This is a genomic window from Pseudomonas sp. D1HM, from assembly GCF_019266105.1.
Taxonomy (GTDB): domain Bacteria; phylum Pseudomonadota; class Gammaproteobacteria; order Pseudomonadales; family Pseudomonadaceae; genus Aquipseudomonas; species Aquipseudomonas taetrolens.
This window is the reverse complement of the sequence record NZ_LRMN01000003.1, coordinates 332,886-358,728: the sequence shown is the minus strand read 5'-3', so window position 1 is coordinate 358,728 and position 25,843 is coordinate 332,886. Positions and strand designations below refer to the sequence as shown.

The 25,843-nt window shown below is 54.0% G+C and carries 26 protein-coding genes and 1 tRNA gene; 12 read left to right on the top strand and 15 right to left on the bottom strand.

Annotated features, from left to right (window positions below; genetic code table 11):
- The first annotated feature begins 13 nt into the window (after nucleotides 1-13).
- From ispF to rpoS, 6 genes are all read left to right on the top strand, one after another.
- Nucleotides 14-487: a 2-C-methyl-D-erythritol 2,4-cyclodiphosphate synthase gene (ispF, locus tag AWM69_RS04805; protein WP_048359885.1), complete on the top strand. Its 474-nt coding sequence runs from the start codon at nucleotides 14-16 to the stop codon at nucleotides 485-487.
- Nucleotides 484-1,542 (top strand): tRNA pseudouridine(13) synthase TruD, encoded by a 1,059-nt coding sequence (gene truD / locus AWM69_RS04800; protein ID WP_218725885.1) that lies wholly within the window; start codon nucleotides 484-486, stop codon nucleotides 1,540-1,542. Before ispF ends, truD begins: the two co-directional genes overlap by 4 nt.
- Entirely contained in the window at nucleotides 1,530-2,279 is a 750-nt protein-coding gene (gene surE / locus AWM69_RS04795; RefSeq protein ID WP_131652659.1) for a 5'/3'-nucleotidase SurE, read from the top strand. The genes truD and surE overlap by 13 nt, the downstream gene beginning before the upstream one ends.
- Before the next feature lie 41 nt (nucleotides 2,280-2,320).
- A complete protein-coding gene (locus AWM69_RS04790) occupies nucleotides 2,321-2,956 on the top strand; it encodes a protein-L-isoaspartate(D-aspartate) O-methyltransferase (protein ID WP_218726013.1) in 636 nt (211 codons plus the stop codon).
- A 208-nt stretch (nucleotides 2,957-3,164) separates the two neighbouring features.
- Nucleotides 3,165-3,992 carry a peptidoglycan DD-metalloendopeptidase family protein gene (locus AWM69_RS04785; RefSeq protein ID WP_131652661.1) on the top strand — a complete coding sequence of 276 codons (828 nt, stop codon included), beginning with the start codon at nucleotides 3,165-3,167 and terminating at the stop codon, nucleotides 3,990-3,992.
- Between the two features lie 106 nt (nucleotides 3,993-4,098).
- Complete coding sequence (rpoS, locus tag AWM69_RS04780) at nucleotides 4,099-5,103, top strand: RNA polymerase sigma factor RpoS (RefSeq protein ID WP_131652662.1); 1,005 nt, start codon at nucleotides 4,099-4,101, stop codon at nucleotides 5,101-5,103.
- Nucleotides 5,104-5,768: 665 nt separating this feature from the next.
- On the opposite strand, the gene AWM69_RS04775 is transcribed toward rpoS, so the two are convergent.
- Genes AWM69_RS04775 through AWM69_RS04765 form a run of 3 tightly spaced genes read right to left on the bottom strand, consistent with a single transcriptional unit; the run spans nucleotide 5,769 to nucleotide 8,319 of the window.
- Nucleotides 5,769-6,818 carry an alkene reductase gene (locus AWM69_RS04775; RefSeq protein WP_131652663.1) on the bottom strand — a complete coding sequence of 350 codons (1,050 nt, stop codon included), beginning with the start codon at nucleotides 6,816-6,818 and terminating at the stop codon, nucleotides 5,769-5,771.
- Between the two features lie 20 nt (nucleotides 6,819-6,838).
- Entirely contained in the window at nucleotides 6,839-8,005 is a 1,167-nt protein-coding gene (locus AWM69_RS04770; RefSeq protein WP_131652664.1) for an MFS transporter, read from the bottom strand.
- An 11-nt stretch (nucleotides 8,006-8,016) separates the two neighbouring features.
- The gene (locus AWM69_RS04765) at nucleotides 8,017-8,319 is read right to left on the bottom strand and encodes a helix-turn-helix transcriptional regulator (protein ID WP_131652665.1); all 303 of its coding nucleotides are present in this window, start codon (nucleotides 8,317-8,319) and stop codon (nucleotides 8,017-8,019) included.
- 170 nt (nucleotides 8,320-8,489) lie between these two features.
- Here AWM69_RS04765 and AWM69_RS04760 point away from each other — a divergent pair, with 170 nt between their 5' ends.
- Nucleotides 8,490-9,074, top strand: a complete 585-nt coding sequence (locus tag AWM69_RS04760; RefSeq protein ID WP_131652666.1) for an ACP phosphodiesterase — start codon at nucleotides 8,490-8,492, stop codon at nucleotides 9,072-9,074.
- 24 nt (nucleotides 9,075-9,098) lie between these two features.
- On the opposite strand, the gene AWM69_RS04755 is transcribed toward AWM69_RS04760, so the two are convergent.
- Both AWM69_RS04755 and olsB read right to left on the bottom strand, forming a co-directional pair.
- Nucleotides 9,099-9,902, bottom strand: coding sequence for a lysophospholipid acyltransferase family protein (locus AWM69_RS04755; RefSeq protein WP_218725884.1), 804 nt, complete (start codon nucleotides 9,900-9,902; stop codon nucleotides 9,099-9,101).
- Nucleotides 9,902-10,657 (bottom strand): L-ornithine N(alpha)-acyltransferase, encoded by a 756-nt coding sequence (gene olsB / locus AWM69_RS04750; RefSeq protein ID WP_218725883.1) that lies wholly within the window; start codon nucleotides 10,655-10,657, stop codon nucleotides 9,902-9,904. The genes AWM69_RS04755 and olsB overlap by 1 nt, the downstream gene beginning before the upstream one ends.
- A 267-nt stretch (nucleotides 10,658-10,924) precedes the next feature.
- Between olsB and AWM69_RS04745 the strand changes: the two genes are divergently transcribed.
- The 3 genes from AWM69_RS04745 to AWM69_RS04735 all read left to right on the top strand — a co-directional run bounded on the left by AWM69_RS04745 (nucleotide 10,925) and on the right by AWM69_RS04735 (nucleotide 13,447).
- The gene (locus AWM69_RS04745; RefSeq protein ID WP_048378923.1) at nucleotides 10,925-11,515 is read left to right on the top strand and encodes a YceI family protein; all 591 of its coding nucleotides are present in this window, start codon (nucleotides 10,925-10,927) and stop codon (nucleotides 11,513-11,515) included.
- A gap of 2 nt (nucleotides 11,516-11,517) precedes the next feature.
- Nucleotides 11,518-12,675: a phosphatidylserine/phosphatidylglycerophosphate/cardiolipin synthase family protein gene (locus AWM69_RS04740; protein WP_131652669.1), complete on the top strand. Its 1,158-nt coding sequence runs from the start codon at nucleotides 11,518-11,520 to the stop codon at nucleotides 12,673-12,675.
- Between the two features lie 136 nt (nucleotides 12,676-12,811).
- Entirely contained in the window at nucleotides 12,812-13,447 is a 636-nt protein-coding gene (locus AWM69_RS04735; RefSeq protein WP_131652670.1) for a LysE family translocator, read from the top strand.
- A gap of 730 nt (nucleotides 13,448-14,177) precedes the next feature.
- On the opposite strand, the gene AWM69_RS04730 is transcribed toward AWM69_RS04735, so the two are convergent.
- Together AWM69_RS04730 and AWM69_RS04725 are read right to left on the bottom strand one after the other, a co-directional pair.
- A complete protein-coding gene (locus tag AWM69_RS04730) occupies nucleotides 14,178-14,546 on the bottom strand; it encodes a DUF2513 domain-containing protein (RefSeq protein WP_218725882.1) in 369 nt (122 codons plus the stop codon).
- A gap of 130 nt (nucleotides 14,547-14,676) precedes the next feature.
- Nucleotides 14,677-15,141, bottom strand: a complete 465-nt coding sequence (locus tag AWM69_RS04725) for a helix-turn-helix domain-containing protein (RefSeq protein WP_218725881.1) — start codon at nucleotides 15,139-15,141, stop codon at nucleotides 14,677-14,679.
- 88 nt (nucleotides 15,142-15,229) lie between these two features.
- On the opposite strand from AWM69_RS04725, the gene AWM69_RS04720 reads away from it, so the two are divergent.
- Nucleotides 15,230-15,862 (top strand): hypothetical protein, encoded by a 633-nt coding sequence (locus tag AWM69_RS04720; RefSeq protein WP_218725880.1) that lies wholly within the window; start codon nucleotides 15,230-15,232, stop codon nucleotides 15,860-15,862.
- On the opposite strand, the gene AWM69_RS04715 is transcribed toward AWM69_RS04720, so the two are convergent.
- From AWM69_RS04715 to AWM69_RS04685, 7 genes are all read right to left on the bottom strand, one after another.
- Nucleotides 15,837-16,412 (bottom strand): recombinase family protein, encoded by a 576-nt coding sequence (locus AWM69_RS04715; RefSeq protein WP_218725879.1) that lies wholly within the window; start codon nucleotides 16,410-16,412, stop codon nucleotides 15,837-15,839. The two genes, AWM69_RS04720 and AWM69_RS04715, sit on opposite strands and share 26 nt — an antisense overlap.
- Before the next feature lie 232 nt (nucleotides 16,413-16,644).
- Nucleotides 16,645-19,533 carry a DEAD/DEAH box helicase gene (locus AWM69_RS04710; protein WP_218725878.1) on the bottom strand — a complete coding sequence of 963 codons (2,889 nt, stop codon included), beginning with the start codon at nucleotides 19,531-19,533 and terminating at the stop codon, nucleotides 16,645-16,647.
- A 158-nt stretch (nucleotides 19,534-19,691) separates the two neighbouring features.
- The gene (locus AWM69_RS04705) at nucleotides 19,692-21,455 is read right to left on the bottom strand and encodes a site-specific integrase (protein WP_218725877.1); all 1,764 of its coding nucleotides are present in this window, start codon (nucleotides 21,453-21,455) and stop codon (nucleotides 19,692-19,694) included.
- 268 nt (nucleotides 21,456-21,723) lie between these two features.
- Nucleotides 21,724-21,797, bottom strand: a tRNA-Gly gene (locus tag AWM69_RS04700).
- A gap of 47 nt (nucleotides 21,798-21,844) precedes the next feature.
- Nucleotides 21,845-22,765, bottom strand: a complete 921-nt coding sequence (locus AWM69_RS04695; protein ID WP_256930176.1) for an alpha/beta fold hydrolase — start codon at nucleotides 22,763-22,765, stop codon at nucleotides 21,845-21,847.
- A gap of 104 nt (nucleotides 22,766-22,869) precedes the next feature.
- Complete coding sequence (locus tag AWM69_RS04690; protein WP_218725876.1) at nucleotides 22,870-23,562, bottom strand: pseudouridine synthase; 693 nt, start codon at nucleotides 23,560-23,562, stop codon at nucleotides 22,870-22,872.
- A 33-nt stretch (nucleotides 23,563-23,595) separates the two neighbouring features.
- Nucleotides 23,596-23,817: a cysteine-rich CWC family protein gene (locus AWM69_RS04685; protein WP_218725875.1), complete on the bottom strand. Its 222-nt coding sequence runs from the start codon at nucleotides 23,815-23,817 to the stop codon at nucleotides 23,596-23,598.
- A gap of 632 nt (nucleotides 23,818-24,449) precedes the next feature.
- Between AWM69_RS04685 and ung the strand changes: the two genes are divergently transcribed.
- A complete protein-coding gene (gene ung, locus AWM69_RS04680; protein ID WP_131652673.1) occupies nucleotides 24,450-25,142 on the top strand; it encodes a uracil-DNA glycosylase in 693 nt (230 codons plus the stop codon).
- Nucleotides 25,143-25,453: 311 nt separating this feature from the next.
- Here the strand turns inward: ung and AWM69_RS04675 are convergent, their stop codons facing one another.
- The gene (locus AWM69_RS04675; RefSeq protein WP_131652674.1) at nucleotides 25,454-25,729 is read right to left on the bottom strand and encodes an ogr/Delta-like zinc finger family protein; all 276 of its coding nucleotides are present in this window, start codon (nucleotides 25,727-25,729) and stop codon (nucleotides 25,454-25,456) included.
- Nucleotides 25,730-25,843: the final 114 nt, after the last annotated feature.

Below are 25,843 nucleotides of genomic sequence, written 5' to 3'. Positions count from 1 at the left end.
GGGGCGTTTTTATATGCGTATTGGCCACGGCTATGATGTGCACTGTTTTGCTGAAGGCGATTTTATAACCCTGGGCGGCGTGCGGATCTCCCACAAATTCGGGCTGTTGGCCCATTCTGATGGCGACGTGCTGTTGCACGCGCTCAGCGATGCCTTGCTGGGGGCTGCGGCTCTTGGCGACATCGGCAAGCATTTTCCGGACACCGATCCGACCTTCAAGGGCGCTGACAGCCGCGTCCTGTTGCGTCATGTCGTGGGTCTGATCCATGCCAAGGGCTGGAAGGTCGGCAATGTCGACAACACCATTATTGCCCAGGCGCCGAAAATGGCGCCGCATATTGAAACGATGCGCGCATTGATTGCGGCGGATCTCGAGGTTGATTTGGATCAGGTAAACGTTAAGGCCACCACCACCGAAAAACTTGGCTTTGTGGGCCGAGAGGAAGGCATCGCAGTGCATTCGATTGCGTTGTTGGTTCGCGCATGAATGAGTTTGATTTGCTCGGCCCGCGGGCGTATGGCGAAGCATTGGGCACCGCTGTTCTTAAAGCGACGGCCGAAGACTTTCAAGTCGACGAAGTGCTTGATATCCCATTGTCCGGTGACGGCGAGCATCTGTGGTTATGGGTTGAAAAACGCGGACTGAACACTGAAGAGGCCGCACGACGCCTCGCCAAAGCGGCTGGCGTACCCCTGCGTACTGTCAGTTATGCCGGCCTCAAGGACCGTCAGGCGCTGACGCGTCAGTGGTTCAGCATACAGTTGCCGGGCAAGGCCGACCCTGACTTGTCGAGCGCTGAAAACGACACGCTGAAAATCCTCAAGGCGTCGCGACACAAGCGAAAGCTGCAGCGTGGCGCCCATGCCGCCAACGGTTTTACCTTGCGCCTCACGCAGCTGGCCGCAGACAAGGACGCGCTGCAGCAACGGCTTGAACGGATTGCCGGGCAGGGCGTACCGAACTACTTCGGTACCCAGCGTTTTGGCTGGGAAGGTGGAAACCTGGGCGAGGCCCGTGATTATGCGGCGCGCAAGGCGTTGCCTGAGCAGCGTAATGTCCGTTCCCGCTTGTTATCTACGGCGCGCAGTTACCTGTTCAACCAGGTGCTGGCGGCACGGGTCGCCGACGGTAGCTGGCAGCGGGCACAGGTAGGCGATTTACTGGCCTTCACCGACAGCCGCAGTTTTTTCCCGGCCGGCGAAGCGGAGTGCAGCGATCCGCGACTGGCCATCCTCGATCTTCACCCGACCGGTCCACAGTGGGGCGAAGGCGAGTCACCCACTGCGGGGGCGACGCAGGTGCTGGAGCAATCCATCGCCGAGCGCGAAGCCGATCTGCGTGACTGGCTGGTTCGCGCAGGCATGAGCCATGAACGACGTATCCTGCGGCTGCCCATTGGGCGGTTGACGTGGCATTATCCTGAACCAGATACCCTACAACTGGAATTTGTACTGCCGGCCGGATGCTTCGCGACTGTCCTGGTGCGAGAGCTTGTTGATCTGGTGCCTTTGGGTCAAACGGACAGCCTATGCGTATTCTGATTTCAAACGATGACGGAGTGACCGCTCCGGGGCTTGCCGCGCTGTATGGCGCGCTGGCCGATTATTGCGAGTGTGTGGTCATTGCACCCGAGCAGGACAAAAGTGGTGCGAGCAGCTCGCTGACGCTGGATCGTCCGCTGCATCCGCACACGTTGGGCAATGGGTTTATCAGCATTAACGGCACCCCGACCGATTGTGTGCACCTGGGGCTGAACGGCCTGCTTGAGCAGCAACCGGACATGGTGGTCTCCGGGATTAACCTGGGAGCCAACCTGGGCGACGATGTGCTGTATTCGGGTACTGTGGCTGCGGCGCTGGAAGGCCGATTCCTCGATCTGCCGTCGTTTGCCTTTTCGCTGGTATCGCGCCAGGTAGACAACTTGCCGACCGCTGCCTATTTCGCCCGTAAACTGATTGAAGCTCACCCCTTGCTGGACTTGCCGCCGCGCACAGTCCTCAACGTGAATATTCCGAATCTGCCACTGGAGCACATCCGGGGTATCCAGCTCACCCGCTTGGGGCATCGGGCCCGTGCCGCTGCGCCGGTCAGGGTGGTTGACCCGCGGGGCAAGGCCGGTTACTGGATTGCGGCTGCCGGCGATGCCGAAGACGGCGGCCCGGGGACTGACTTTCACGCGGTGATGCAGGGCTATGTCTCCATTACGCCGCTGCAACTGGATCGCACTTTCGGCGATGCGTTCAAGAGTATCGATGGTTGGCTGGAGGGCTTGGGCTAATGGGGCGTGAGCAGGATGGTCTGATGCATCGTGGCATTGGTATGACCTCGGAGCGTACCCGCGAGCGGCTGATTCAGCGCTTGCGAGAAGAGGGCATCGTTAACCAGAGCGTACTTGAAGTTGTTCGTCGCACACCGCGTCATTTGTTCGTTGACGAGGCCCTGGCGCACCGTGCCTACGAAGACACGGCGCTACCGATTGGCAATAACCAGACCATCTCCCAGCCTTATATGGTGGCGCGCATGAGCGAGCTGCTGCTTGAGGATGGTCCGTTGGACAAGGTCATGGAAATCGGGACCGGTTCGGGTTACCAGACGGCCGTGCTTTCGCAGTTGGTTGAGCGGGTTTTTTCGGTCGAGCGCATCAAGGTCTTGCAGGACCGTGCCAAAGAGCGGTTGCTTGAACTCAACCTGCGCAACGTCGTGTTTCGCTGGGGCGACGGCTGGGAAGGCTGGCCAGCGCTGGCGCCGTACAACGGCATCATTGTGACAGCGGTAGCGACCGATGTGCCGCAGGCATTGCTGGACCAGTTGGCTCCCGGTGGGCGACTGGTGATTCCGGTAGGCTCGGGCGAAGTCCAGCAGTTGATGCTGATCGTACGTGAAGAGCACGGTTTTGCTCGGCGGGTTATCGGCAATGTACGCTTTGTTCCGCTGCTGAACGGGCCGTTGGCCTGAGTCTTTGTCCAGGGCAGGTGAATTATAAAGCGGGGGATGGGTCTTACAGCCCATGAGCTTGACCCTGTCCTGTATTTGTTAATTTTTTATACAGTACGTTTATCAAGCGGCTTTGCCGTCTGCAAAGTCTTGCAGCCAGTTATACTTGCGCCTGTCGGCGGCCGGTACTGGCCTTCTAATATTTAGCCACCATCAAAGGGAGCGGCGGGTGAGTCTCACAGTCATTGCGCAGCGTATGGGTACCAAAAGCTATCAGAGACTGGTGGTCGGTCTAGCCCTCAGTGCCACACTGGCTTTGTTGGCGGCGTGCTCCAGCACTCCCAAGAATGGCGTCAGTGTTGTTGACCGCAACGGGGTCGCCCAGCGTCCGACGGTGACAACCGGACAATATGTGGTACGCCGCGGCGACACGTTGTTCTCGATTGCCTTTCGCTATGGCTGGGACTGGAAAGCACTGGCGGCGCGTAACAATATTGCGCCCCCGTTCACTATTGTTCCCGGGCAAACGATCCGCTTTGACGGTCGCGCAGGTTCACGGCCGTCAGCGGTGGCGAGCAACACCGTCGTCTCGCCTTCGGCAGGCAGCAAAACCACGGTCATCAAGCGCACGGGGGCGGTTGCAAACAAACCGGCGCCGGTTGCAGCCCTTCCAGCAGGCCCTGCACCCAAGGGCTGGGGATGGCCTTCTAATGGCATTTTGATCGGTAAATTCTCTTCAAACGGTAGTTTGAATAAAGGTATTGATATCGCCGGGGATTTGGGACAGCCTGTTTTAGCTGCGTCTGATGGTTCAGTTGTGTACGCCGGCAGTGGATTGAGGGGCTACGGCGAACTGATCATCATCAAACACAGCGATACCTACGTCAGTGCTTACGGTCATAACCGTAGGCTTTTGGTTCGGGAGGGGCAGCAGGTCAAGGTCGGACAGACAATTGCCGAAATGGGGTCAACTGGTACAGACCGGGTGAAACTTCACTTTGAGATTCGCCGCCAAGGTAAACCTGTAGATCCACTGCAATTCCTTCCACGCCGTTGATCGGTTACCAGCCTGTTCCTGATGTGGTTAAGGAACAGGCTCCAGCGTTGCCAAGGATAGAGGCGATGCTTGAGCTTGAGGTCGAACTCACCAAAGGACTATAACAATGGCTCTCAGCAAAGAAGCGCCGGGGTTTGACATCGACGATGAGGTGCTCCTTATGGACTCCGCTATCGACAGCGACTTGATGTCAGAAGACGATGATTCAACCCCTACAGCCCGCACCAAGTCCAAAAAAGCATCTGTTTTAAAACAGCACAAGTACATTGATTACACGCGGGCGCTCGATGCGACGCAGTTGTACCTCAATGAAATTGGCTTCTCCCCGTTGCTTTCCCCCGCAGAAGAAGTTCATTTTGCCCGCTTGTCTCAAAGCGGTGATCCGGCCGGGCGCAAACGCATGATTGAGAGCAACTTGCGACTGGTGGTGAAAATCGCCCGTCGTTATGTCAATCGTGGTCTGTCATTGCTGGACCTGATCGAAGAGGGCAACCTGGGATTGATTCGGGCAGTTGAAAAGTTTGATCCCGAGCGCGGATTTCGCTTCTCGACATACGCCACCTGGTGGATTCGCCAAACGATTGAACGGGCGATCATGAATCAGACCCGTACCATTCGTTTACCGATCCATGTTGTCAAAGAACTCAACGTCTACCTTCGAGCTGCGCGTGAACTCACGCAAAAGCTTGACCACGAACCCTCTCCCGAAGAAATCGCCAATCTGCTCGAAAAACCCGTTGCCGAGGTCAAGCGCATGCTTGGGCTTAACGAGCGGGTGTCGTCGGTAGATGTTTCTTTGGGGCCTGATTCGGACAAGACACTGCTTGATACCCTGACCGATGATCGTCCTACAGATCCTTGTGAGCTGCTTCAGGACGATGATTTGTCGCAAAGTATCGATCAGTGGCTGTCTGAACTCACAGACAAGCAGCGCGAGGTGGTCATTCGCCGTTTCGGGTTGCGCGGTCATGAAAGCAGCACGCTTGAAGATGTTGGGCTGGAGATTGGCCTGACGCGTGAGCGTGTGCGGCAAATTCAAGTCGAGGGGCTCAAACGCCTGCGCGAAATCCTCGAACGAAACGGTTTGTCGAGTGAGTCGCTGTTCCAGTAATAAGCGACATCCTGATGTATAAACCCCGAGCTGTTCGGGGTTTTTTTATGGCTGCGAATCCTGAACAAAGCCCTCTGTCTTCGGGTTTTCGGGAAGATGTTTGATCTGCATGCGAGGGGTGCCCCCTTTTGAAATGGGATGTCACGCAAGCTGCAGAACTTTGTCTGTGTGCTGTTGTAAGCCTTTGCTTACCTTTTATGTAAGCCAAGAGCGTAATTAGCTTTCTTAAATGACTTTTTCTTACTTCGTTGTTTTTGCAACTTTATGATTTAAAAGGAGTTTATGGTTTTATTTGAAGTTGCCATGTAATAAGAATCTATAACTCATGCGCTTGCGGCAATTTTATAAGACTCTAATATCTTAAGTGTGTCGACGGATCGATACGGCGCTCAAGGAAGAGCGTGAAAGGACATCGCGGGATGCGATTCATCAGGATGATGAAAAGGAAAAAAGGGACTAGGGAAAAATGTGGGCGGGTCAAACCGCCCCTTTTTTTTGCCCGGAAGAAAGTCGGGTACACAGGCTACAGGCAGTGGCTCTTAACCGTGTGATATACGGATTTGTAAAAACAAAACGCCCGAGTCATCGACTTCGGGCGTTTTGCGTCATGCGACCTGAAGGTTTCATTCAACGGCGTTGAGCATTCAGGTGCCTGGTATGCCGTTTCACACGACAGGGTAATCGATGTATCCCACTGGACCTTTTGCATAGAAGGTTTCTGGATGCGCTTCATTGAGAGGCACATTGGCCTTCAGGCGCGCCGGAAGGTCAGGGTTGGCAATGAAGGGCACCCCGAACGCTACGGCATCGGCCTTGCCAGCCGCGAGCCAGGCATTGGCGCTGTCTTTGGTGAAGCTTTCATTGACGATGTACGGACCGCCAAAGGCTGCCTTGAGCTCAGGACCGATACTGTCCGGACCTTCTTCTTCGCGGGAGCAGATAAATGCAATACCGCGTTTCCCCAGCTCACGCGCCACGTAGCCAAAGGTTTCTGCCAGGTTCTCATCGCCCATGTCATGCAGGTCAGCGCGTGGCGAGAGGTGAACACCGACGCGTCCGGCACCCCATACCTCGATGGCCGCGTCAGTCACTTCAAGCATCAGGCGTGCGCGGTTTTCCAGGGAGCCGCCGTATTGATCTGTACGCTGGTTGGTGCTGCTTTGCAGGAACTGGTCAAGCAGATAACCATTGGCACCATGGATTTCTACCCCGTCAAAACCGGCGGCTTTGGCGTTTTCGGCACCTGTGCGGTAAGCCTCGACAATGTCTTCGATTTCGGCAGTTTCCAGGGCGCGAGGTGTCGGGAAGTCGACCTTCGGCCGCACCAGGCTTACGTGACCTTTGGCTGCGATGGCGCTGGGGGCAACGGGCGCTTCACCGTTGAGGTACATCGGATGGGAGATCCGTCCTACGTGCCACAACTGCAGCACGATACGTCCACCGGCGCCATGCACCGCTTTGGTGATATTGCTCCAGCCGCGCACTTGGTCGTCAGACCAGATGCCGGGGGTGTCAGGGTAGCCCACACCCATCGGTGTCACTGATGTGGCTTCACTGAGGATCAGGCCAGCAGAGGCACGCTGTACGTAGTACTCGGCCATCAGAGGGTTGGGCACCCGGCCTTCATCGGCGCGGCAGCGGGTAAGGGGCGCCATGATGATACGGTTTGGCAGCTCAAGGTCGCCCAGTTTGATCGGATCGAAAATCGTGGTCATGAATACAGCCCTCTGATGAATCAGTGTGTGGCGGTGGCCAGTTCGGGGTTGCCGCTCTGGCGAAATGTGATCAGGGTCACGAGCAGCGCCAGTACTGCCAGCGCAGCGGCGGCCAGCGGCACGCTGGTGAGGCCGAAACCGTGAGCAATGACGCTGCCACCGACCCAGGCACCCAACGCGTTACCGATGTTAAAGGCGCCGATATTCAGCGTGGACACCAGATTGGGGGCAGCCTTGCCGAAGGTCACCACGTTGACTTGCAACGCTGGAACAGCGGCAAAAGAGGCGGTGGCCCAAAGGAACAGGGTGATCTCGGTGGGAATCACGGCAACGCTGGTCCAGGTCAATACGGTGGAAATAACCGCCATCGAAATGAATACGCCGATCAATGTCGCTGCCAGGCGTTTGTCGGCCAGCTTGCCGCCGATGATGTTACCGACGGTCAGGCCCAGACCGATCAGGAGCAACGTCCAGGTCACGCCACGTGGCGATACGCCGGTGACATCACCGAGCAAGGGCGCAACGTACGTAAACAGGGTGAACATCGAAGCCGAAAACAGTGCTGTCATGCTCAGCGACAGCCAAATGCCGGCGCCCCTGAGGGCTGCCATCTCGGCACGCATATCGAGTTTTTCTTCGTCACGCTTGGCGGGCAGGAAGCGGATCAGGCCGATCAACGCAATTACGCCAATCACGGTGACGGCAAAGAAGGTTGAACGCCATCCTGCTGCCTGGCCCAGCGCCGTGCCGAGCGGGACGCCCAGTACGTTGGCCAGGGTCAGGCCGGTAAACATCAACGCAACCGCAGAGGCTCGCTTATTGGCGGGCACCAGGCCGGCGGCCACGACTGAGCCGATGCCGAAGAACGCACCATGACACAGGGCGGTGACGACACGGGCGAACATCAGCACGTTGTAATCGCTGGCCAGGGCGCAGAGCAAATTACCGATGATGAAGATAACCATCAGCGCTACCAGGGCAGCTTTACGCGGGAGCTTAGCCGTGGCCAGCGCCATGAACGGAGCGCCGATGGCCACGCCCAGAGCGTATCCGGTCACGAGCCAGCCAGCGCCCGGAATGGAGACGCCAAGGTCGGCTGCGACATCGGGCAGCAAGCCCATGATCACGAACTCTGTGGTCCCGATGGCGAAGGCGCTGAGCGCCAGAATGAGTAGCGAGAGGGGCATGGAAGTCCTTGTTAAAGCGTTTGGCTTAATCGTTCGAGGAAGGCCTGGATGGTTTCCTCATTACGTTTGAAAAAATGCCATTGACCGACCTTCTGGCTGCTGATCAGGCCGGCGCGTTGCAGGGTCGCCAGGTGGGCAGAGACGGTCGACTGCGACAGGCCGCAGCGCTGGTCGATCTGTCCGGCACAGACGCCGTGTTCGGTGGAGTGATGCTGATCGGGGAACTCAATCTCCGGGTTTTTCAGCAGGTGCAGGATTTCTCGGCGTACTGGGTGTGCCAGCGCTTTTATTATTTCGTCGAGGTCGATCGGCATAATGGCAGTGCTCAGTGAAGTACAACGTTATATCGCGATGAGGCGAACTTTAAATCGTTAAATCGCGATATACAAATATGATTTCGATCTGAGGTCAGTACGAATCGGTATATCGGGTTATAACGATATTTGGGGGCGGTGATGAATCCTGCAGTGCTAAACTGCAACCCATGAATTATCTCGCACATTTACACCTTGGCGGCCAACGCCCTGAAGAATTACTTGGAAGCCTTTACGGCGACTTCGTCAAAGGGCGCCTGCAAGGCCAGTACACGCCAGCGATCGAGGCGGGTATTCAGTTGCACCGCAGTATTGATGTGTTCACGGATAACCATGCTGTGGTTGATCAGGCACTGTCGCGCTTTCGTCAAACCCGCAGGCGCTATGCGGGGATCGTGCTGGATGTATTTTTTGACCATTGCCTGGCGCGTGACTGGTCACAGTACGCCGATGGCTCGCTGGAAGGCTTTACATCAAGCTTTTACCGCGTGCTGGTTTCCGAGCCCCGTCTGCCTGGCCGGCTCGCAGCGATCGCACCGCATATGGCTGCGCATGACTGGTTGGGTTCATACCGCGACTTCGAGGTGCTGGAGCAGGTCTTCAACGGTATTTCACGGCGTCTGTCGCAACCACACGAGCTGGCTGGCGCGATGCAGGACTTGAAGCGCCTGTACGAGCCATTGAGTGAGGATTTTCGAGTGTTCTATCCGCAATTGCAGGCGTATGCAGCGTCCGAGCTACGAGCGCGCCTCTAGCGTGCCCGTGCCTCTGGCATGACCTCAAGACACCGCAGTGATCCCGTTGTGAGCAAGCTCTGCTTCTGTCGGGTGGTTGCCCGGTCTGCCGGTGATCACCCGCCGAATCATTTCCTGCGCCCTGAACGCCAGGACGGCCCGTTCCTGTTGCTCGCAGGCAATCGGTTCAAGCAAGTGAATCTCGACCTCGGCCTGTTCATGAGCAAACAAGCGCAGCAAATGGGACAGCAGGTCATCGTTGCCCACAAAGGGCGCTATCCGGTCTGGTTCGCCATTACGCAGATAACGAATGGCCACCGGCTGCAGCGACACCTGACTTTCAATGGCCGCCGAGAATAGCCGCCCATGAAAGGTGCGCACTGAACCTCCGTCGGTGGTCGTGCCTTCGGGGAACATCAGCAAGGGCAGCGACTGTTGCAGATGTCGGGTCATTTGCTCACGAATCAGTTGGCTGTCACCGGCCCCTCGACGAATGAACAGGCTGCCGGCCTTGGCCGCCAGCCAGCCGGCTATGGGCCAGCCGCGAACTTCAGATTTGGATAAAAACGACAGCGGCGTCAGTTGCCCGAGCAGCGCAATGTCGGTCCATGACACGTGATTGCTGACCCAGAGCATCGGAGTTGCAGGCAGTTCGCCAATGACCGTGACCCGAAAGGGCAGGGCGTTGCTGAGTCGGGCCATGAAAAACTTCGACCAGCGTTGTCGACGTTCCATGGTGCTGTTGCAGTTCAGGCGTTCCAGCAAGCCAAATACACTTGCCATGCTCAAGCCCAGACCCACAACGCCGAGAACACGCACAACCCGGCCGTACCGCCGCAGGCGGCTCATTACATGGCCGCCTTGAAGTGACGGGCGTAGCGCGGACACAGTTCATCGCGCTTGAGCAGAATAAACACGTCCGCCACCTGGAAGTCTTCGTCCCAGCAAGGTTCGCCACAAATCTTGGCGCCCAGACGCATGTAGGCCTTGAGCAGAGGCGGCATTTCAGTGATGACGTTGGCAGGGATTTCCAGTGCAGGCAGCGGCTTTTTGGGTTCGGCCCGCAAGTATTCGGTGCTCAGGTAGCGTTCACGCAAACGCTGCATGATTGCCTGCGCCTGGATACCGCCGTCCTGCATGGGGATGCTCGCACACCCCATCAGATAACGGTAATCACCCTGGTTGAGGACCTCTGCCAGTTCACCCCACAGCACCGCGATGGTGCCGCCATTACGGTAGGCCGGATCGACGCACGTACGGCCGATCTCCAGAACAGGACCTTGCAAATGTGCCAGACCATGGAGGCTGAATTCTTCTTCGCTGTAAAAGTGACCGATGTTTCGCGCGGAACTGTGATCCAGTAAACGGGTTGTGGCCACGAGTTCGCCGCTATTGAGGTCGCGAACCCCGATATGTTGGCAATAAGCATCGTAAGCATCCTGGTCCAGCCCGTGTTCGGCGCTTTTGAGTGTGGCGTGCAGCTCGCCGCTGAACACTCGAAAACGCAGGGCTTGGGCCTCGCGCAAGGCGCCGGGGCCAATCAGGCGCTCTGCCTGCAGACGTCGTTCTGGTGCGGTGTCGCGGATACGGGCGATCTGAGACATTGCGAATCTCCGTGCAGGCACTGTGCCCGCCTTGGGTTTCTGCCAATAGACTGAGGTGTGCAACTTCAGGCTAGGCAGGTGCAATGTCATCGCCATGACGATTGGATGATGCTTGTATGACAGACAGACGGGACGCATCTGGAGCGTGCAAGGAACTGGCTCTGGTAATAAGCATCTCAGGCAATGTGAAATAATCCTGCCGACACCGCTCGCAACTGCCCAGACTCGGGTTAATGTTCGCCCACGTTTATCTGCCGATGAGTTTTTATGTTTAAAGTGTTGTTGTCTTCTGTCTGCGCCCTGTGGCTGACCCTTGGGATGAGCGTAACTGCCCAGGCCAATTGGTACCTGGATGGTGAGTCGTCACGGTTGTCTTTTATCACCACGCAAAATGCCAATGTGGCGAACGTTCATCGTTTTTTGGTCCTGCACGGTAAAGTCGACAGCAAAGGTCTCGCGCAATTGCGTATCGAGATGGACTCGGTCAACAGCGCTGTGCCGTTGCGTGATGAGCGCATGCGTGACCTGTTGTTTGATTTCAAACATTTCCCCGAAGCGCAAATTACCGCTCAAATCGACCTTCAGCCCATCAATGCATTGGCCTCTGGTGCCCAGCTGGAGTTGCACTTGCCGGTCACGGTGACTTTGCGCGGCAAGCAACATGTCTATGAAGCGGAGTTGTTAGCCACCCGTCTTGATGAGCGGCGGTTTCAGGTCGTGACCCTTGAGCCGTTGATGCTCCAGGCCGAGGACTTTGGTCTGCAGCCCGAGCTTGAAACCCTGCGTAAAATGGCCGGCTTGTCGGCGATCAGTTTTTCCGTGCCGGTGGGTGCGGTGCTGATCTTTACGGCCCGCTGATCATGGCTGGCGCAATCTTCCCCTGGCGCGGCGCCAACCAGTTCGAGTTGCTGATCGATGGCCCGCAGTTTTTTCCGCGGATGATCGATGCCATCAAACACGCTGAACAGCATGTCGATCTGGAGCTGTATCTGGTGGAGGCCGGGGGATGCGCCGAAGCCATTGTGCAAGCATTGGAGCATGCCGCGCAGCGCCAGGTTCGCGTGCGCTGCCTGTTTGACGGCTACGGTAGCCTGGCGTTTACCTCAACTTTGCGCCGTCGGCTGATCGATGCCGGGGTAGAGTTGCGCTTCTACAACCGTATTCGCTGGCGCAACGGGCTGAGTAACCTGTACCGCGACCACCGCAAGTTATTGCTGGTCGATCAGCGGATAGCCGTGGTGGGAGGCACAGGGGTGACTGATGAATTCTGGCAGCCCGGTCTCGATAGCTGCGACTGGCATGAAGTCATGGTCGAAATTCGAGGGCCGCTGGTTCTGGACTGGCAGATGCTGTTTGATCGTCAATGGCGCGCCAACATCAGCCGTAAGGCCTGGAAGCCTGCGACACACTTTGGCCTGCCACATTTGCCGCGCGTACCTGACGCGGGTGCAGGCATGGGCCGGGTCGCATACGCGGATGCGCGCCAGCATCGGGATATTCTGCAATCGCTGGTGCGGGCGATTAACAGTGCCCAACACCGGATCTGGCTGGCCACGCCGTATTTCCTGCCCACCTGGAGCGTTCGTCGTTCACTGCGTCGGGCGGCGGGGCGCGGCGTCGATGTGCGGTTGCTGCTGACGGGGCCCCGCACGGATCATCCTTCAGTGCGCTATGCCGGACATCGTTATTACCCGCGACTGCTCAAGGCCGGTGTGCAGATTTTTGAATACCAACCGTGTTTTTTGCATTTGAAAATGGTGCTGATTGATGATTGGGTCAGCATCGGTTCATGCAACTTCGACCATTGGAATCTGCACTTTAACCTTGAGGCCAACCTTGAGGCTCTCGACCCCGGCCTCAGCCAGGCGGTGGCGGCCAGCTTTGTCGCAGACTTCGAGCAGAGCCTGCCCATCAGCCTGCAGGCCTGGCAATCACGGCCACTCTGGCGACGTGTCAAACAGCGGATCTGGGGCTGGGTCGATCGGTTGGTGGTCAATCTGCTGGGGCGCCGGCATTAATCACGTATAACGTCCGCCCTGAGTTGCCCCGCAGGATTTGCAACGCTAACGGTTACATCGTGTTTTAGAACGTGCAGAATCGGGCTCAGCCACGGATAACTGGAGACCGTGAAGCTGTTTTTCTGGAGCGTTTCGCATGACCCCTTCATTGTTATTGGCCGTACTGGCCTCAGGCTTCATCTATGGCATCACCCCTGGCCCCGGCGTGCTGGCAGTTTTTGGCATAGGTGCGGCACGGGGGCGACGCGCCGGTGCCGGATTTCTCTGCGGGCACTTATTGGGGGATGTGATCTGGTGCAGCACGGCGTTGATTGCCATCGTCGGTGCGCGAGAGTTCGGCAGTACGACTTTCAACGTGCTGGGACTGCTGAGCGGGCTTTACCTGTTTTGGCTCGGTTTGCGTGCGGTGCTCGCCCGGAAAAGCAGCGTGGCGCAACAAGGCCCGGCTCGCCAGCCTTTTGCCCATGGCATTCTTTTCGGTCTGACCAACCCCAAAGCGTATCCTGTGGCCGTCGCCACTTTCACCGCGCTGCTTTCCAGTCGTGCAGAGTTGCTGACCTGGTCAATGTTGCCGTGGTTAATCGCTTTGAGCTTCGTTGGGGGGGCTGCAGCGTATGTAATATTGGTCGGCATCGTAGGCGCGGGCCATGTCCGGGCGTTGTATCAGCGTCATGAATTGCTGATTACCCGGTTGTGCGGCGTGATGTTTATCGGTTTTGCGATCAGTGCCCTGGTGCATGCTCTGCCGGGGTTGATCCACGCAATGGGATAAAGCGGCTCGCGCTTAAGCAAATGCTCGTTAACCTGATGGTGCGGGCGTTTGTTTGTTGGTTCAGGAGGGGGATGCGATGAAACGGAAGGGAAGAAAAAGTGGAGCGGGTAGAGGGAATCGAACCCAAACCCATATGTCACGTAAGTCTTTGATTTTAGGAGATATTGACTGAATATTGTAGGAGCTGTTTGTAGGAGAGGGAAGGCCGGCTTGAGTAATGCCTTCTAAAGAACAAACCCTTAGAAATAAGTGGGGAGTTCAAAGGTGTTGAAGTCCTTCTCTGTGAGGTTTTCTGCGCGATCCTTACAGGTGGTCAGCGTTAGGTTGGAAGTGGGCGAAAGCGCTCACGAAATCCTATGTTGATTGATAATGTTTCTTCTGGTATACATTTCGAGTCTTCAGTTTGTGCTTTATCGGCATCCATACGTTCGGGCACAAAATATTATGCGGTGACGCGCACAAGACCTCAGAAGGAAGCGACATAGAGGTCGTCGGTAGAGATGCCCGGAAGGGTGGCTGAAGCCGAGTCGCGATCAACACCATGTGAAACCTGACCTGCCTTAACATGGTGTTGTAATAATTCAGCCTCAGGCCGGAAGCAATCTATACGGAAGGTGAATCCCTTTCGGTAGGCTGAGGTTCCTCTAACCCGCATCAGTGGGGTTGGGGGAAATACAACCTCTCTCTACCGGAAGGTGAGAAAGAACCAAGGCTTAGAAAGCACCTCACTTCAGTTTGCTAACACCCACGTTAGAGCTGACTTGCCCAGTATTTTTACTGATTCCAGTGTCAGTTCAATCCCTTTAGATTTCGCAGTCGTCTTGATACGCTCCCACACCGCTTGGCTCCGGATGGTCTCTAGTAGCTCGTGTCCTTCCCATGTCAGCTTAGGGCTCAAGAGTGCGGGGCCGTCCATTGAGCCCGCGTCAATCCCTGCAATGAAGCCACCCTCCCATAGCAGCAAAGCATGCTCCGCTTTCTTTGAATCCTCACTTTGCTCTACATAACTAAGTTCGTAGCCGAATTGATCTCGCTCCAAAAAGCTGAGAGCTTCTACCTCAACCAATACTTCCCGGATTAAATCCCAATCACGTTTCATATTTCCTCCACGAGCCTGAATTGAGGGATAGTCCCGGAACCGCTGACCATACCTCGGAGTAGCTGGAGGATATGTCAGAAACGCAACGTAAGTAGAACGTAAAACAACCGGATTGGCTGGTCGTGAGTGTTTACTTTGATAGCCGCCCCCACCTCACTGCTGACACTAAACCCCAGTTGCCGCTTTTGTTGGGTCTTCGCCATCGTGCTGTAGGCATCGTCCTGAGATACGCCAACGCTTCCTCGAACGAACCGAGTCGAAGCTCTGCGGACTTTTCGCCAACCCGAAATGTGCCATCCCGTGGACTCGCGAGCTGAGGGTTAAAGCACGACCCATCGGCCGCAAAAGGCACCTCTACAGCTTCGTATAACCGTGCTGGCTCGACGCACGCAAAGAGTTCGCTCGGATCTACGTCAAGCGCATCTGCAAGCCCCTCTATAGCCTCTAGAGAGGGATTAGCCATACCTCGTTCGATACGACTCATGTAGCTGCGGGCAATAGAAGCATGGTCTGCAAAAGCTTCTTGGCTTAGCCCAGACGCAAGCCTCAATTCTTTGACTCGTAAACCAAAGCGCTGTTTTAAGGGAATTTTCATTCCCGGAATGTCACAGCAATGTAGACTAATCGGCCACGCACTGATCGTGACATTTCAAACCAATTAGAGCAGATGAGGTCTACAAGTTATGCAATTTTTGATGAAGCTGGTGGGTTGTGTAGTGGTGGTGATAGCCATTGCAAATGGTCTATCTAAGTGTTCGGAGAGCAGCGAGTCTGCATCAGCAGTTACCAAAGCTACACCAGCGCCTTCGATTGATGAACTCGACAATACAGATGCTTTTAACGACCAAGAAAGTGACGAAATGGATGTATCAGCTGATGAGAGCGATAAGTGCTACACCGGGGTATCTCCCAAGCTGCGATCTCTTATCGACGAAATCCATGCTTGCGATCTCGAAAACGCGTTGGGTAATCATGACAGCTCGGCCCTTAAGATAATTCCTGCCCGGGGATATAGAGACGGCGTTGCCGGAGTCTTCAAAAAGTATCGTCTACACGTTAATCAAAATGTTGATGTCACTTGCCAAGATCAACCTTGGGCAGACACTGGATCAGCTGGCTGCATGGTAGGGATCTATGTCAGTAGGATCAGGGCTTCGAACAAATATTCAGATTTGGCGGGTTGGACTGCTGTCTGGTTTCGTGGGGTCAACGACACTTCATTCAGACCTGTAAGCCCCTTTGCAGAACATATCTCAAAAGCCAACGACTCCATATTGCGAATCGGAGGGCTCATGGATGTATCTGATCGACCTTGACCCCGGCTATTGTAGCTCTTGAAACCGCATACCTTCGAGCTAGGGCGCTGATGCTGGCGCCCTGTGACAGAGACATCAAAATATCAGATCGTTGCTCAGGCGCGATCTTAGAGGGGCGGCCAAGCTTTTTGCCTTCAGCTCTAGCCCTTGTCAACCCGGCTTGAGTTCGCTCGATCAGCAGATCCCTCTCCATCTCAGCAACTGCTGCCAGCATTGAGAGCAAAAGTTTCCCCGCCGGTGAAGTCAAGTCTGTAGACCCAAGCTGATGCACAACCACTTTTATGTTCCTGGCCCCAAGGTCTCGGACAGTCTGAAGAACGTCAATGGCATCTCTTCCCAACCTATCGAGTTTTGAAACTAGCAAGGTTTCACCGTCCCGGATCTTTGTCAGAAGCTCCCTGAAAGCTGGCCGCTGACTAGAAGCTGATTTGCCGCTGATTGTATCTGCGAACCAGTAGTCGATTGCCCAGCCAGCATTCGTTAGTTCCAAGCGCTGGTTGTCTGTGTCCTGAAGTGATGTTGATACGCGTCCGTAAGCGAAGGTGGCCATTTGCTATTTTCTCCTGTAGGAATACCCTGTCGAAAATAGGATGGCCTGTCAGAAAAGCCAAGGCTATTTTTCTGACAGTAGAGTAGGGCGTTTTTTGGGATGCCAGAAAACGGTCGTTTGTTGGCATGGTGACAGGACTTATGAATTACAACTGGAGAGGGGTTACCTCCCCAAGTTATAAACGCACGGCACATGATCTCCGTGGGGGCTAGTGAGCAGGTATCAACGAGTATCAGTCATATTCAACAAAAGGGAGATCATCAGATACTGCTTGCCCGGGCGTAGTCAGCCATTGCCAAAGCTGCATTTGAGTCAAATAACCTTGCCGTAAACGCAGCAACGCCTCCGCTAAATCATGACTTTCGACTACGCTTAATCTTGTGCATGAGTTGATTGCTAACGGCACGCTTGGATCAACGCCGGGGTGGCATAAGGTCACGCAGGAAGTATCCTTATAGCCATGTATTTCAGACGCTGAAAGAACCTCAGTCGCGCCATTGTAGTCGACGAGTTTATCTCCTTGTTTTGATTTTAGCTCGAAAATAAGGGCTGGCGAACCTTCAAGACTTATCAAGTAGTCTGGTGCGCCAGTGGTTTTGTTGCAATCTAACTTTGTATAGTTTATGCCCACATGATCAAGTAGTCGCTCAAATGCAAGCTCGAAGAAGTTTCCGAGTGATTCGTAATAGTCTTTAAAATAAACAACGCTATCTAAGTTTATTGCGCGTTTGATATGATATTTTGAGGATTTTTTGCGGGACTCCGTTTTCCAATCGCGCACGGAATCTCTAAGCCAATTTGCCTTTGCTACAGGAGAGGGCTTCGCTTTTATAAAAACTTCCTTGCGGCAATCGTCAGCTTCCTGCGATCCAAGCATTAGCTTCTGAGGGCTTGAATAGCCAGCAGCACCAAAGGCAAGTATTTCTTCACGCTGGAGCTTATGCCTCTCAGAATCGGCATTTAGCTCCATAAGCCAGAGCACATTGTCTGGTAAGCCAAATGTGAGGCGCATAATTACCCGCCTGATTACTCGTGGAAGCCTCGCCAGCTTTCTAAGGTCGGGCATAGTGTTTGTGATAACCGATGGAAGTAGTTCAGTAGGTGTTCTTCGGTCAACAACAGCGGTCAAAATAGAAGCTAGCCCTTGAAGCACCCAGCTGAGATCACGAATTACGCTTCTAATCGCACCAGCTCTGAGCTCAGGTGTTAGTCCTTCTAGATCCTTCAACTGAGCTCCCTTTGCCCACATCGAGCAAATATGAGCGGCGTTAACAGGTTTGAGGTTTGCTCTCCACACGGTTTCAGCTAAGCTTTCCTTGTAAATATCCGCATTGAACAGAGAGTGTTTTTCCAGCGCCCACGGTAGGTTTCGAGTTACCCCTTTACCGTTCATAGGCACGAATTCCGGGCTGTTTAATGCAGCGGAAAAGAGAAGAAAAATTAACTTGTCCATATCGCCAAGATTGTCAGTCTTCGGCAGGCAGGATATTAACGAGTCTTGCTTTTCACAAATGTATTTAAGTAAAAACGTGGAAGTTTCAGGTGTCAGGCCGCTCAGGCCAACAGCTTTTCCTACAAGGGTCGCCGACAGCTGTTTTGAATCTGACAGCAGCAGATAGCCTTGCGTTACAAGTTCCCCTACAGCTTGAGATATCCGATCCGGCCAACGTTGATATGCTACGGGGTTCTTATCTAATTCTCTGATTGCGCTAAATGTTCCTAATATAAGCTCTGCTACCTGCCCCTCGGTCATACACAGTCCAGACGAAACTAGCTGTAGTGCGAGTAGATTAAATCTATCGGGGCTTATTCTAGCTTTGATCAACGGCATAGAGCCAAAGTTAAGATATTTTCGCGCATCTATGGCTTCGGATTGAGATTTTGCAAAATAAAATATTTTCCCACTTACTCCATCATATCCCATCCTGCCAACCCTGCCTGCCATGTTGTGAAACTCAGCAGAGTCAATCGGGATGTGTGTTTTTCGGGGGAAATTATATCTTGAGAACTTTGAAAAAACTGCAGATGCTAGTGGGAAGTTAACGCCTGCTGCCAGAGTAGTAGTGGCGAATACAACATCTAACTCTTTACTCAAAAGCTTTGCTTCAACAACGCCACGCTCATCGTCTGTTAGATCAGCGTTGTGAATGGCGATTCTTTTACCCATGGATCTAGATAGAAATTCATTTGCAAATGTGGCCGGTAAACCGTCAAAGTCTAGGCTGCCCTGTCCGGGGGGGATAGGGCCCAAAAGTAACTCTGCTAGAGTGTAAGTATCCTTCACTGTCATGCAAAATACTATTAGGGGGAGACTGCCGGACTCGTGCTTTACTACATGTTTAACTAGAGCTATAGCGTCTAGTATGTTTGGAGACTGTTGTATTGGTCCTACAAGAAGATCTGGCTGGCCTGTATTTGCTTTAATCAGCCCGCTTGGGGTATGGCAGCTATATTCGATATGTTTTTCGCGAGCAGGGCTTAGTAGTAATTTAACTCCTAGCCAGTCGCTCAACTCCCTAGCATCTTTAGTGTCGAGAACTGCCGAGAGACCAATAAACTGCAGCCATCCAACTCGCCTAAGTAAAGAAAGCAAAACTTCAACGCTTTGACCACGGCTCTCATCTGCAATAATTTGAATTTCATCGCATACGACTACAGTATTACGCATATCAGATGGGATGCCGGAAGCCGATAGCAGAGCTAGATATTTTTCATACGTAGCAACTAAAACGCGGGCTCCCAAAGGATCTGCACAATTTTCACCGGCCGCGTCTTTGACAGAGTCTCCTGTAGCGAGCACCAATGAGGAATGATCTCCACCTAGGAAGTCGTTGAGTAGCTGACTACGGAAGTCGGACATTTTTTGCTGTGCTAATGCGCGATGTGTTACCAGATAAACCGCGTTAGCACCTCGTTCAAGATTCTGCGCGATGCCCCAGAGCCCAATCAGAGTCTTGCCAGTCGAAGTCGGTGAGACTACGAGTAGGCTCTCTCCTCTTCCTACGCCGAAATCTAGGGCACCAAACTGAGCATCCGTAAAAGATACTTCACCGTCAAACAACGATAATTTGGTTATAACGTTCTGTGTAAGGCAGTGATTATCAGGAAACTCATATTTCATCTGTGCGTCCTTGGCATTGTTCCGGTGTAGATCGGATTGGTTATGAATACGAGATACCACATGTCAAGGCATTTCGCCATCATCTTGCCGGCGAAATGTCTCGGTTATGGGGTGCCACGGAGCCTAGCTATCAAGGTTGGATGACCAATAGTCTCTTGCTATTGAGATGTATGAACCTTCCGGCGCAAGGCATCACTGATTGCATCCAGTCCATCTGAAATAATAAAAGGCTTTATTTGCGGAAGTTTATAATTAAGTAGCTTTATGTAAGTTAACAATCGGTCCGCTTCGGCATCCTTCCTATAACGACCTGCAGTCTCTGTTGAACCTCTGATATGTCCTGCCAGCTGAGCAATGATGTCAGATGGAACCCCTTGCTGGTTCAAAGCAGTAATAAAGTTATGCCTGAAAGAGTGGAAGGTTCGCTTGCCGTCACGGGGAACGAGTAACTGTTTGCCAAGGAAACGCTCGTTGAACCAACTCCCTGCTGGTTTGCCGTAACCTTTGATGGCATCACGTTTGAGCTCTGGGAACAGGCGATTATGGCCCGCCATAGATAACGATTTGACATAGGCCGGGAATCCTAACTCTATCACGTGAGGGTGAAGGGGCATGATTCGTTTGGAGTTGACAGTCTTTAAGGATTTATCTGATCCATTAATCACTACGCCATCGCGCACGTCCGCATCTATTTTGTCGGGGGTGTCGAGATTGAAGTCAAGATAATATACTCCGGATTCGGAGAGCTTTATGTCGTCAATATAAAGTTGGCAGAGCTCATTTACTCTGCCGCCTGTGTAGAGTCCGAGCAATGGTAGCCAGTAGAAGTGAGGACGGAATTGATAGAATCTTCCTTGTTTGTTTCTTTCCCCTGTTCCTGTTGAAAACCAAGGTGCAGAAAAAATCTTGTCTAGGTATACCTTTTCAAATAAGAAGCGATCATCTTGGTTTCGGGTGGTTTTTTTCGATTTTTCAATTGCTCTTTTTGCCGGATTTAGAGTGAGGATCATATTGTCGACCGCCCATGAAAGCATACTCGACAGAGAGTCCATGTAACGTTCAACACTCGCAGATGAAAGGCGAGTCTCTCCGTGCTCCTCTGCCAATGCGAGTAGTTGGTTGGCGTCTTGAGTGTTATGGCGACGGGCAGCGCTATACCTATTTTCAGGCATTTTCCGAAGCTTGATCTCATAGTCCCAAATCAGTTGTCGGTTTAGAGCTCCCAGTGGAGGATCATTCATTAGCTCAACAAATGCGCCACATTGAGTAGCCATTCGCTTCTGCTGATCGGGCTTCCACTTAATTTGTTTTCGTGTCAGAAACTGATCCATCAAAGATGAAACGAGTTCCTTGGCGCGATCCGGTCTACAGCACGCATAGGACAACTCGGGATTGAGAAGAGGCTGAGATTCATATGCTTTTGCGAATGCTGAAGATGGAGTTGGAGATGATGTCGGGTTGAAAAACTGGTCTGCGTGAATCCTCAAGATCAAAGCTGTGTGTGCGGTAACACGAACGCCCGGTAGGTCAAAGAAAGCCGCCTGCCATTTCTGGTTGGGTATGCGAAATACAATTTCCTCCGAGAACCCGGTTTCGATGATGTTGAGTAGAGTGTCACGAAGATGGAAGGGCTTCAGGAAGCGGCTGAAGGCGTGATGAACTCCAATGTCCATGGCGCTGTTGACGACGAATCCACCCATTTCGCTTTCAGAGTCGACCTCTCTAAAGTCGTCCACCAGAAAGCCGGGTAGTGAATGCGCTTCGTAGACTACAGGGATGTTGCTGTTGAGCACCTCTCGGAGCACATGCTCTGCGGGTAGCCCACTAGCAGCGCTGAGCTCACTAATGCTTACAACTGCCTTTCTAGCCATCAAGACGTTTGCTTCAGGTAGCCCTCTCTCACCCATTTTCAACTCGCTCAAATGTGAGTTCCAGAAATCCAATAGTCGGCATGCTACAGCTTTCGCGCTGTATAGATCTCTTGAGTGAGTCGTTGCGTGGATTTCTCTTTGCCCAAACTGGACTCGATAGCGAGCCGGAACAGTGATGCGAAGGACGTAGATTCCGCTCGAACGGCGGTAGAGGTTGTTGCGTTGCGTCACGTTGTAAGAGTCCTTTGTAGGAGGACTACGTGACTGTCTCGCTATCAGCTCAGTGGATTCCAGTGAAATCAATGAGTTAGAAGAGATGTGGAGCGGGTAGAGGGAATCGAACCCTCAACTAAAGCTTGGGAAGCTTTCGTTTTGCCACTAAACTATACCCGCGTAGAGCGGCTGACTTTGTACCAGAAGTCGGCCTGGATGAGAAGTTTTTATTCGTGTAATGCGAAATTTACAAGGTTGTTCAATCCCTTGGGCGTGTTTTGAGTCACTTTCAGGGATGACGCGCACGGACTCGGCTGACGGGTCGGCGTTAAAAAATTCAGCAGGGCAATCTTGCTGATATGACGTGCGTCTTTGTGTTCCATATCCAGAAAGTGACCGGTATTTTCCAGACAAATGAACTGGCTGTTCTGAATGGGACGGGCAAAGTGGTGTGCGTCGCTGGCGGCGGTGTACTCATCCAGTGCGCCGTTGATGAATAACACCGGTATGTCGATGCCTTGGGTTGCGTTCAGGTAGCACAGGCGGTCGCTGGTCAGTACCTGGTCTATGTGGAAATGCATTTGCGCGTACTCGTGTTCGGCGAGGGTGCTGACGTGTCGAAAGTTGAAGCGCTTGAACAGTGAGGGCAAGTGCTTGCCCAGCGTATCGTTGACCAGTTGCCCGACCTGTGTGCGATTGCAAGCGGCCAGGCAGCGGCTGCCTCGTTCCAGATAGTCGCGCATGGCAGAGTTGATGAGCGGCGAGAACGAGCTGATGACGGCTTTTTTGATCCGTCGGGGGGCGCTTGTCAGCGCGGTCAGTGCTGCGGTGCCACCCCATGAAAATGACAACAGGTAATTCGCTTCAAAATGCTCGATCAGCTCCAGGAGCACCTGTGCTTCAAGTTCTTTTGTCAGCATTGTCTGATGTCGGTTGTGTGCTTTTGATTGGCCTGCATAGGGCTGATCGTAAAGCACGACGTTGAGGTGCGGATGCAGGCTTTTTAGTGTCTGGGAAAATGACGCGGTGGTGGCCAGAGAGCCGTTGACCAGAATAATGGTGTGTTCTGCGGTCTCCGAGCGGTAGAACTCGGTGTGAATCCGGAATTGCCCTTGAACATCGAGCACAGCCGTTTCAGGTTTGATCATGGCGTCAGACTCCAGCGAATCGAGCGTCGGTCAGACAAATGATGCGCCGGGATTGTGACAGGCAAGTGTGGGCACAGGCTTCAGCTTTTAGCGAATGCTCCTTCTCAAAACAGCTGGATTTCCTGATCGCTGAGCGGGCGCCAGGCTCCGGGTGCCAGCAGGCTGTCGAGCGCCAATGAGCCGATGCTTTCGCGGTGCAGGCGTATGACTTTGTTGTCGAAATAACCAAACATGCGTTTGACCTGGTGATAGCGGCCCTCAACGATGCTCAAGCGGGCGCTGCAAGGTCCGAGCAATTCCAGTTCGGCGGGCAGGGTTGTCAGGTTTTCGTAGGCGAAATAGATGCCTTGCCTGAACTGGTCAATGTACTCGGGGCCGATGATGTGTTCCGTCTCGACGTAATACACTTTGGGCAGTTTGGTTTGCGGCTGGGTGAGGCGTCGCGACCATTGCCCGTCATTGGTAATCAGCATCAACCCGCTGGTATTGAAGTCCAGTCGGCCGGCGATATGCAGCTCGTGTTTGTCAGGTTCATCCAGCAGGTCCAGCACTGTGGGGTGCTCCGGATCCCGGGTGGCACTGACGCACCCCTGCGGCTTATGCAGCATGAAATAGCGCGCCGGCTTACCGTCTTGCAGGACGCCATCATCGAGTTCGATGCGACTGAATGTACGGATTTCATGATGGGGATCGCAAATGACCTGACCATCGACCCGGATGCGCTTTTCGATCAGTAACAGCCGAACGTGCTGGCGGCTGAACTGGGGGAGGTTGCTCAGAAAGCGGTCTATGCGCATGGTCAACAATCATGAGGAATACAGGCGCGCATCTTACGTGATGGGTTCTGATTTCGCTGTTGGCAATTGCTGTTCGACGTTGGCGCAACGGGGGCAAAGACAGCTCTGGTCGCGCTGTTCAAGTGGCAGGGCCCGGATGATTTGCGGGTCGATACTGACGCCGTAGCACCAGCAGGGCAGGTGCTCGGTGTCGGTACTGGCCATTGAGCAATCATTGCGGGCTCCGCATACCGGGCAGAGGTTGGGTGTAGTCATGTCGGTTGTCCGGTGTCAGGTCGGGGTCGAGAGGTGTCGCATCTTAAATAGCAAACTGCGCGGTGTGTGGGATTTCTGAATACCGCTCGGCAGCTGGATTTAACAGGCGGCACCAAGTGCTGTTTTCGTGGTCATAACAAGCGTCGGATGGCATTGCCATTTGTCGCCACCCAGCGCCGCTGTGTGTGCTCTCTCGCGGTCCAGGAGGCCGCCATGTATCGTCGCCTACTTTCTATTGTTCTGATTGGTCTGGCATTGTCAGCGTGTGTGCCCTATTACTCGGGGCATGGAGGCTACCGTTCAGAAGTTTACTCTTCGCCAGCGCCTTATCCGTATGGCGGTTACCGCTCCTACCCTGTTTATCAGCGAGGCTACTACACGCCGTCCCCCCGCTATTATCAAGCGTCGCCCCGTTATCGTCCGGCGCCCTATTATCGCGGTGGTTACCGGCAGGGCTACGACCGGGGCCACCGTTATGAACGAAGGCATGAACAAAGGCATGAGCGCAGGCACGAGCGCAGTGATAATCGCGGTGATCGCGGTGGTCATTGGCAAGGCCGGAACAGACAGGGACGTTGACAAGGGGGGCGGGCTTTTCTAGTGTCCGCCCCATTGTTTCTCAGGATGTAGTCATGACGTCGGATGATCGTATAAAACTTGAACCCGTCTGGAAGCAGGCCTTGCGCGAGGAGTTCGATAAACCTTACATGGCCGACCTGCGCGAGTTTCTGCGCCAGGAGCATGTGGCCGGTAAAGAAATCTATCCTCCGGGACCCCTTATTTTCAACGCGCTGAACCTGACGCCTCTGGACAAGATCAAAGTGGTGATCCTGGGCCAGGACCCTTACCACGGCCCTGGCCAGGCGCATGGGCTGTGTTTTTCGGTGCCGCCGGGCATATCGGTACCGCCTTCTCTGGTCAATATTTATAAAGAGCTCAAGCGCGATCTGAATATCGATATTGCCAACCATGGCTGCTTGCTGCATTGGGCCGAACAGGGCGTTTTGCTGCTTAACACGACAATGACCGTGGAGCGCGCGAACGCAGCTTCCCATGCCAAAAAAGGCTGGGAGCATTTCACCGACCGGATCATTCAGGTGGTGAGTGAACAGCAGCCCAAACTGGTCTTTTTGCTATGGGGCGCCCATGCGCAAAGCAAACAGAAGTTGATTGATGCGACCAAGCATTTGGTGCTGACCTCGGTGCATCCTTCACCGCTCTCTGCCTATCGGGGGTTTATTGGTAATGGTCACTTCAGCAGAACCAATAAGTTTCTTGAGCAAAACGGGCTGGCACCCATCGACTGGAAACTTCCGGCGGTTTAGATAACCCAAGCAGATGCTCAGGTTTTGAAGCCTGTTGGCGCGGCGAGTCCGGCTGTTTTGACACACCAGGTAGGGCCGCCTGGTGTGCTGGCTTGCAGAATTGACCGAGCCATCTCAGGCCGGGTGTAATCGATGCTTCCCGGACGCCCCCATCCCCCAGAGTAGAGCCAGCCTTACCAGCACTGTCCGGGGCATTCCCGCCCGTCCACGTCGGTCGGCTCTGCCAGGCAGTAAGTGGGCATCGCCCATACAGGCATGTCGAAGACGCGACAGGAACCCCGGTGCTGCATGTACCTGTGCCAGATCAATACTCATTGTCCCGCCCCGGCAGTCTGTTGGACCGACTTGTCGCAAGGCAGGGCGGCCTGACGCAGTTCCTGATTGACGCCGGGCAGGTGGACATCAGGGTTGGGCATGCCGCTGGGAGATAGCTCGTGGGTCATTTCAAACTCTGCCCTGACAGACCATCCGCAGGCTTCAGTGGTGCATTGCAAGTAAGCTACCCGCAAGAAAATATGCCGACCTTCGCTGGTACGGATGCGCATCCTGCTCAAGCAATGCGGACAAACCATTTTGTAGGTGCTCATGATTGACTCCAGTTGAACTAGCGTTGAGTGCCGGATTTAAAAAGCACGTTAATTTCAAATAAAGACCCATCCTTTGATCCTGCATGACGGTATGTTGTTGGCGGTGGTAGTAAA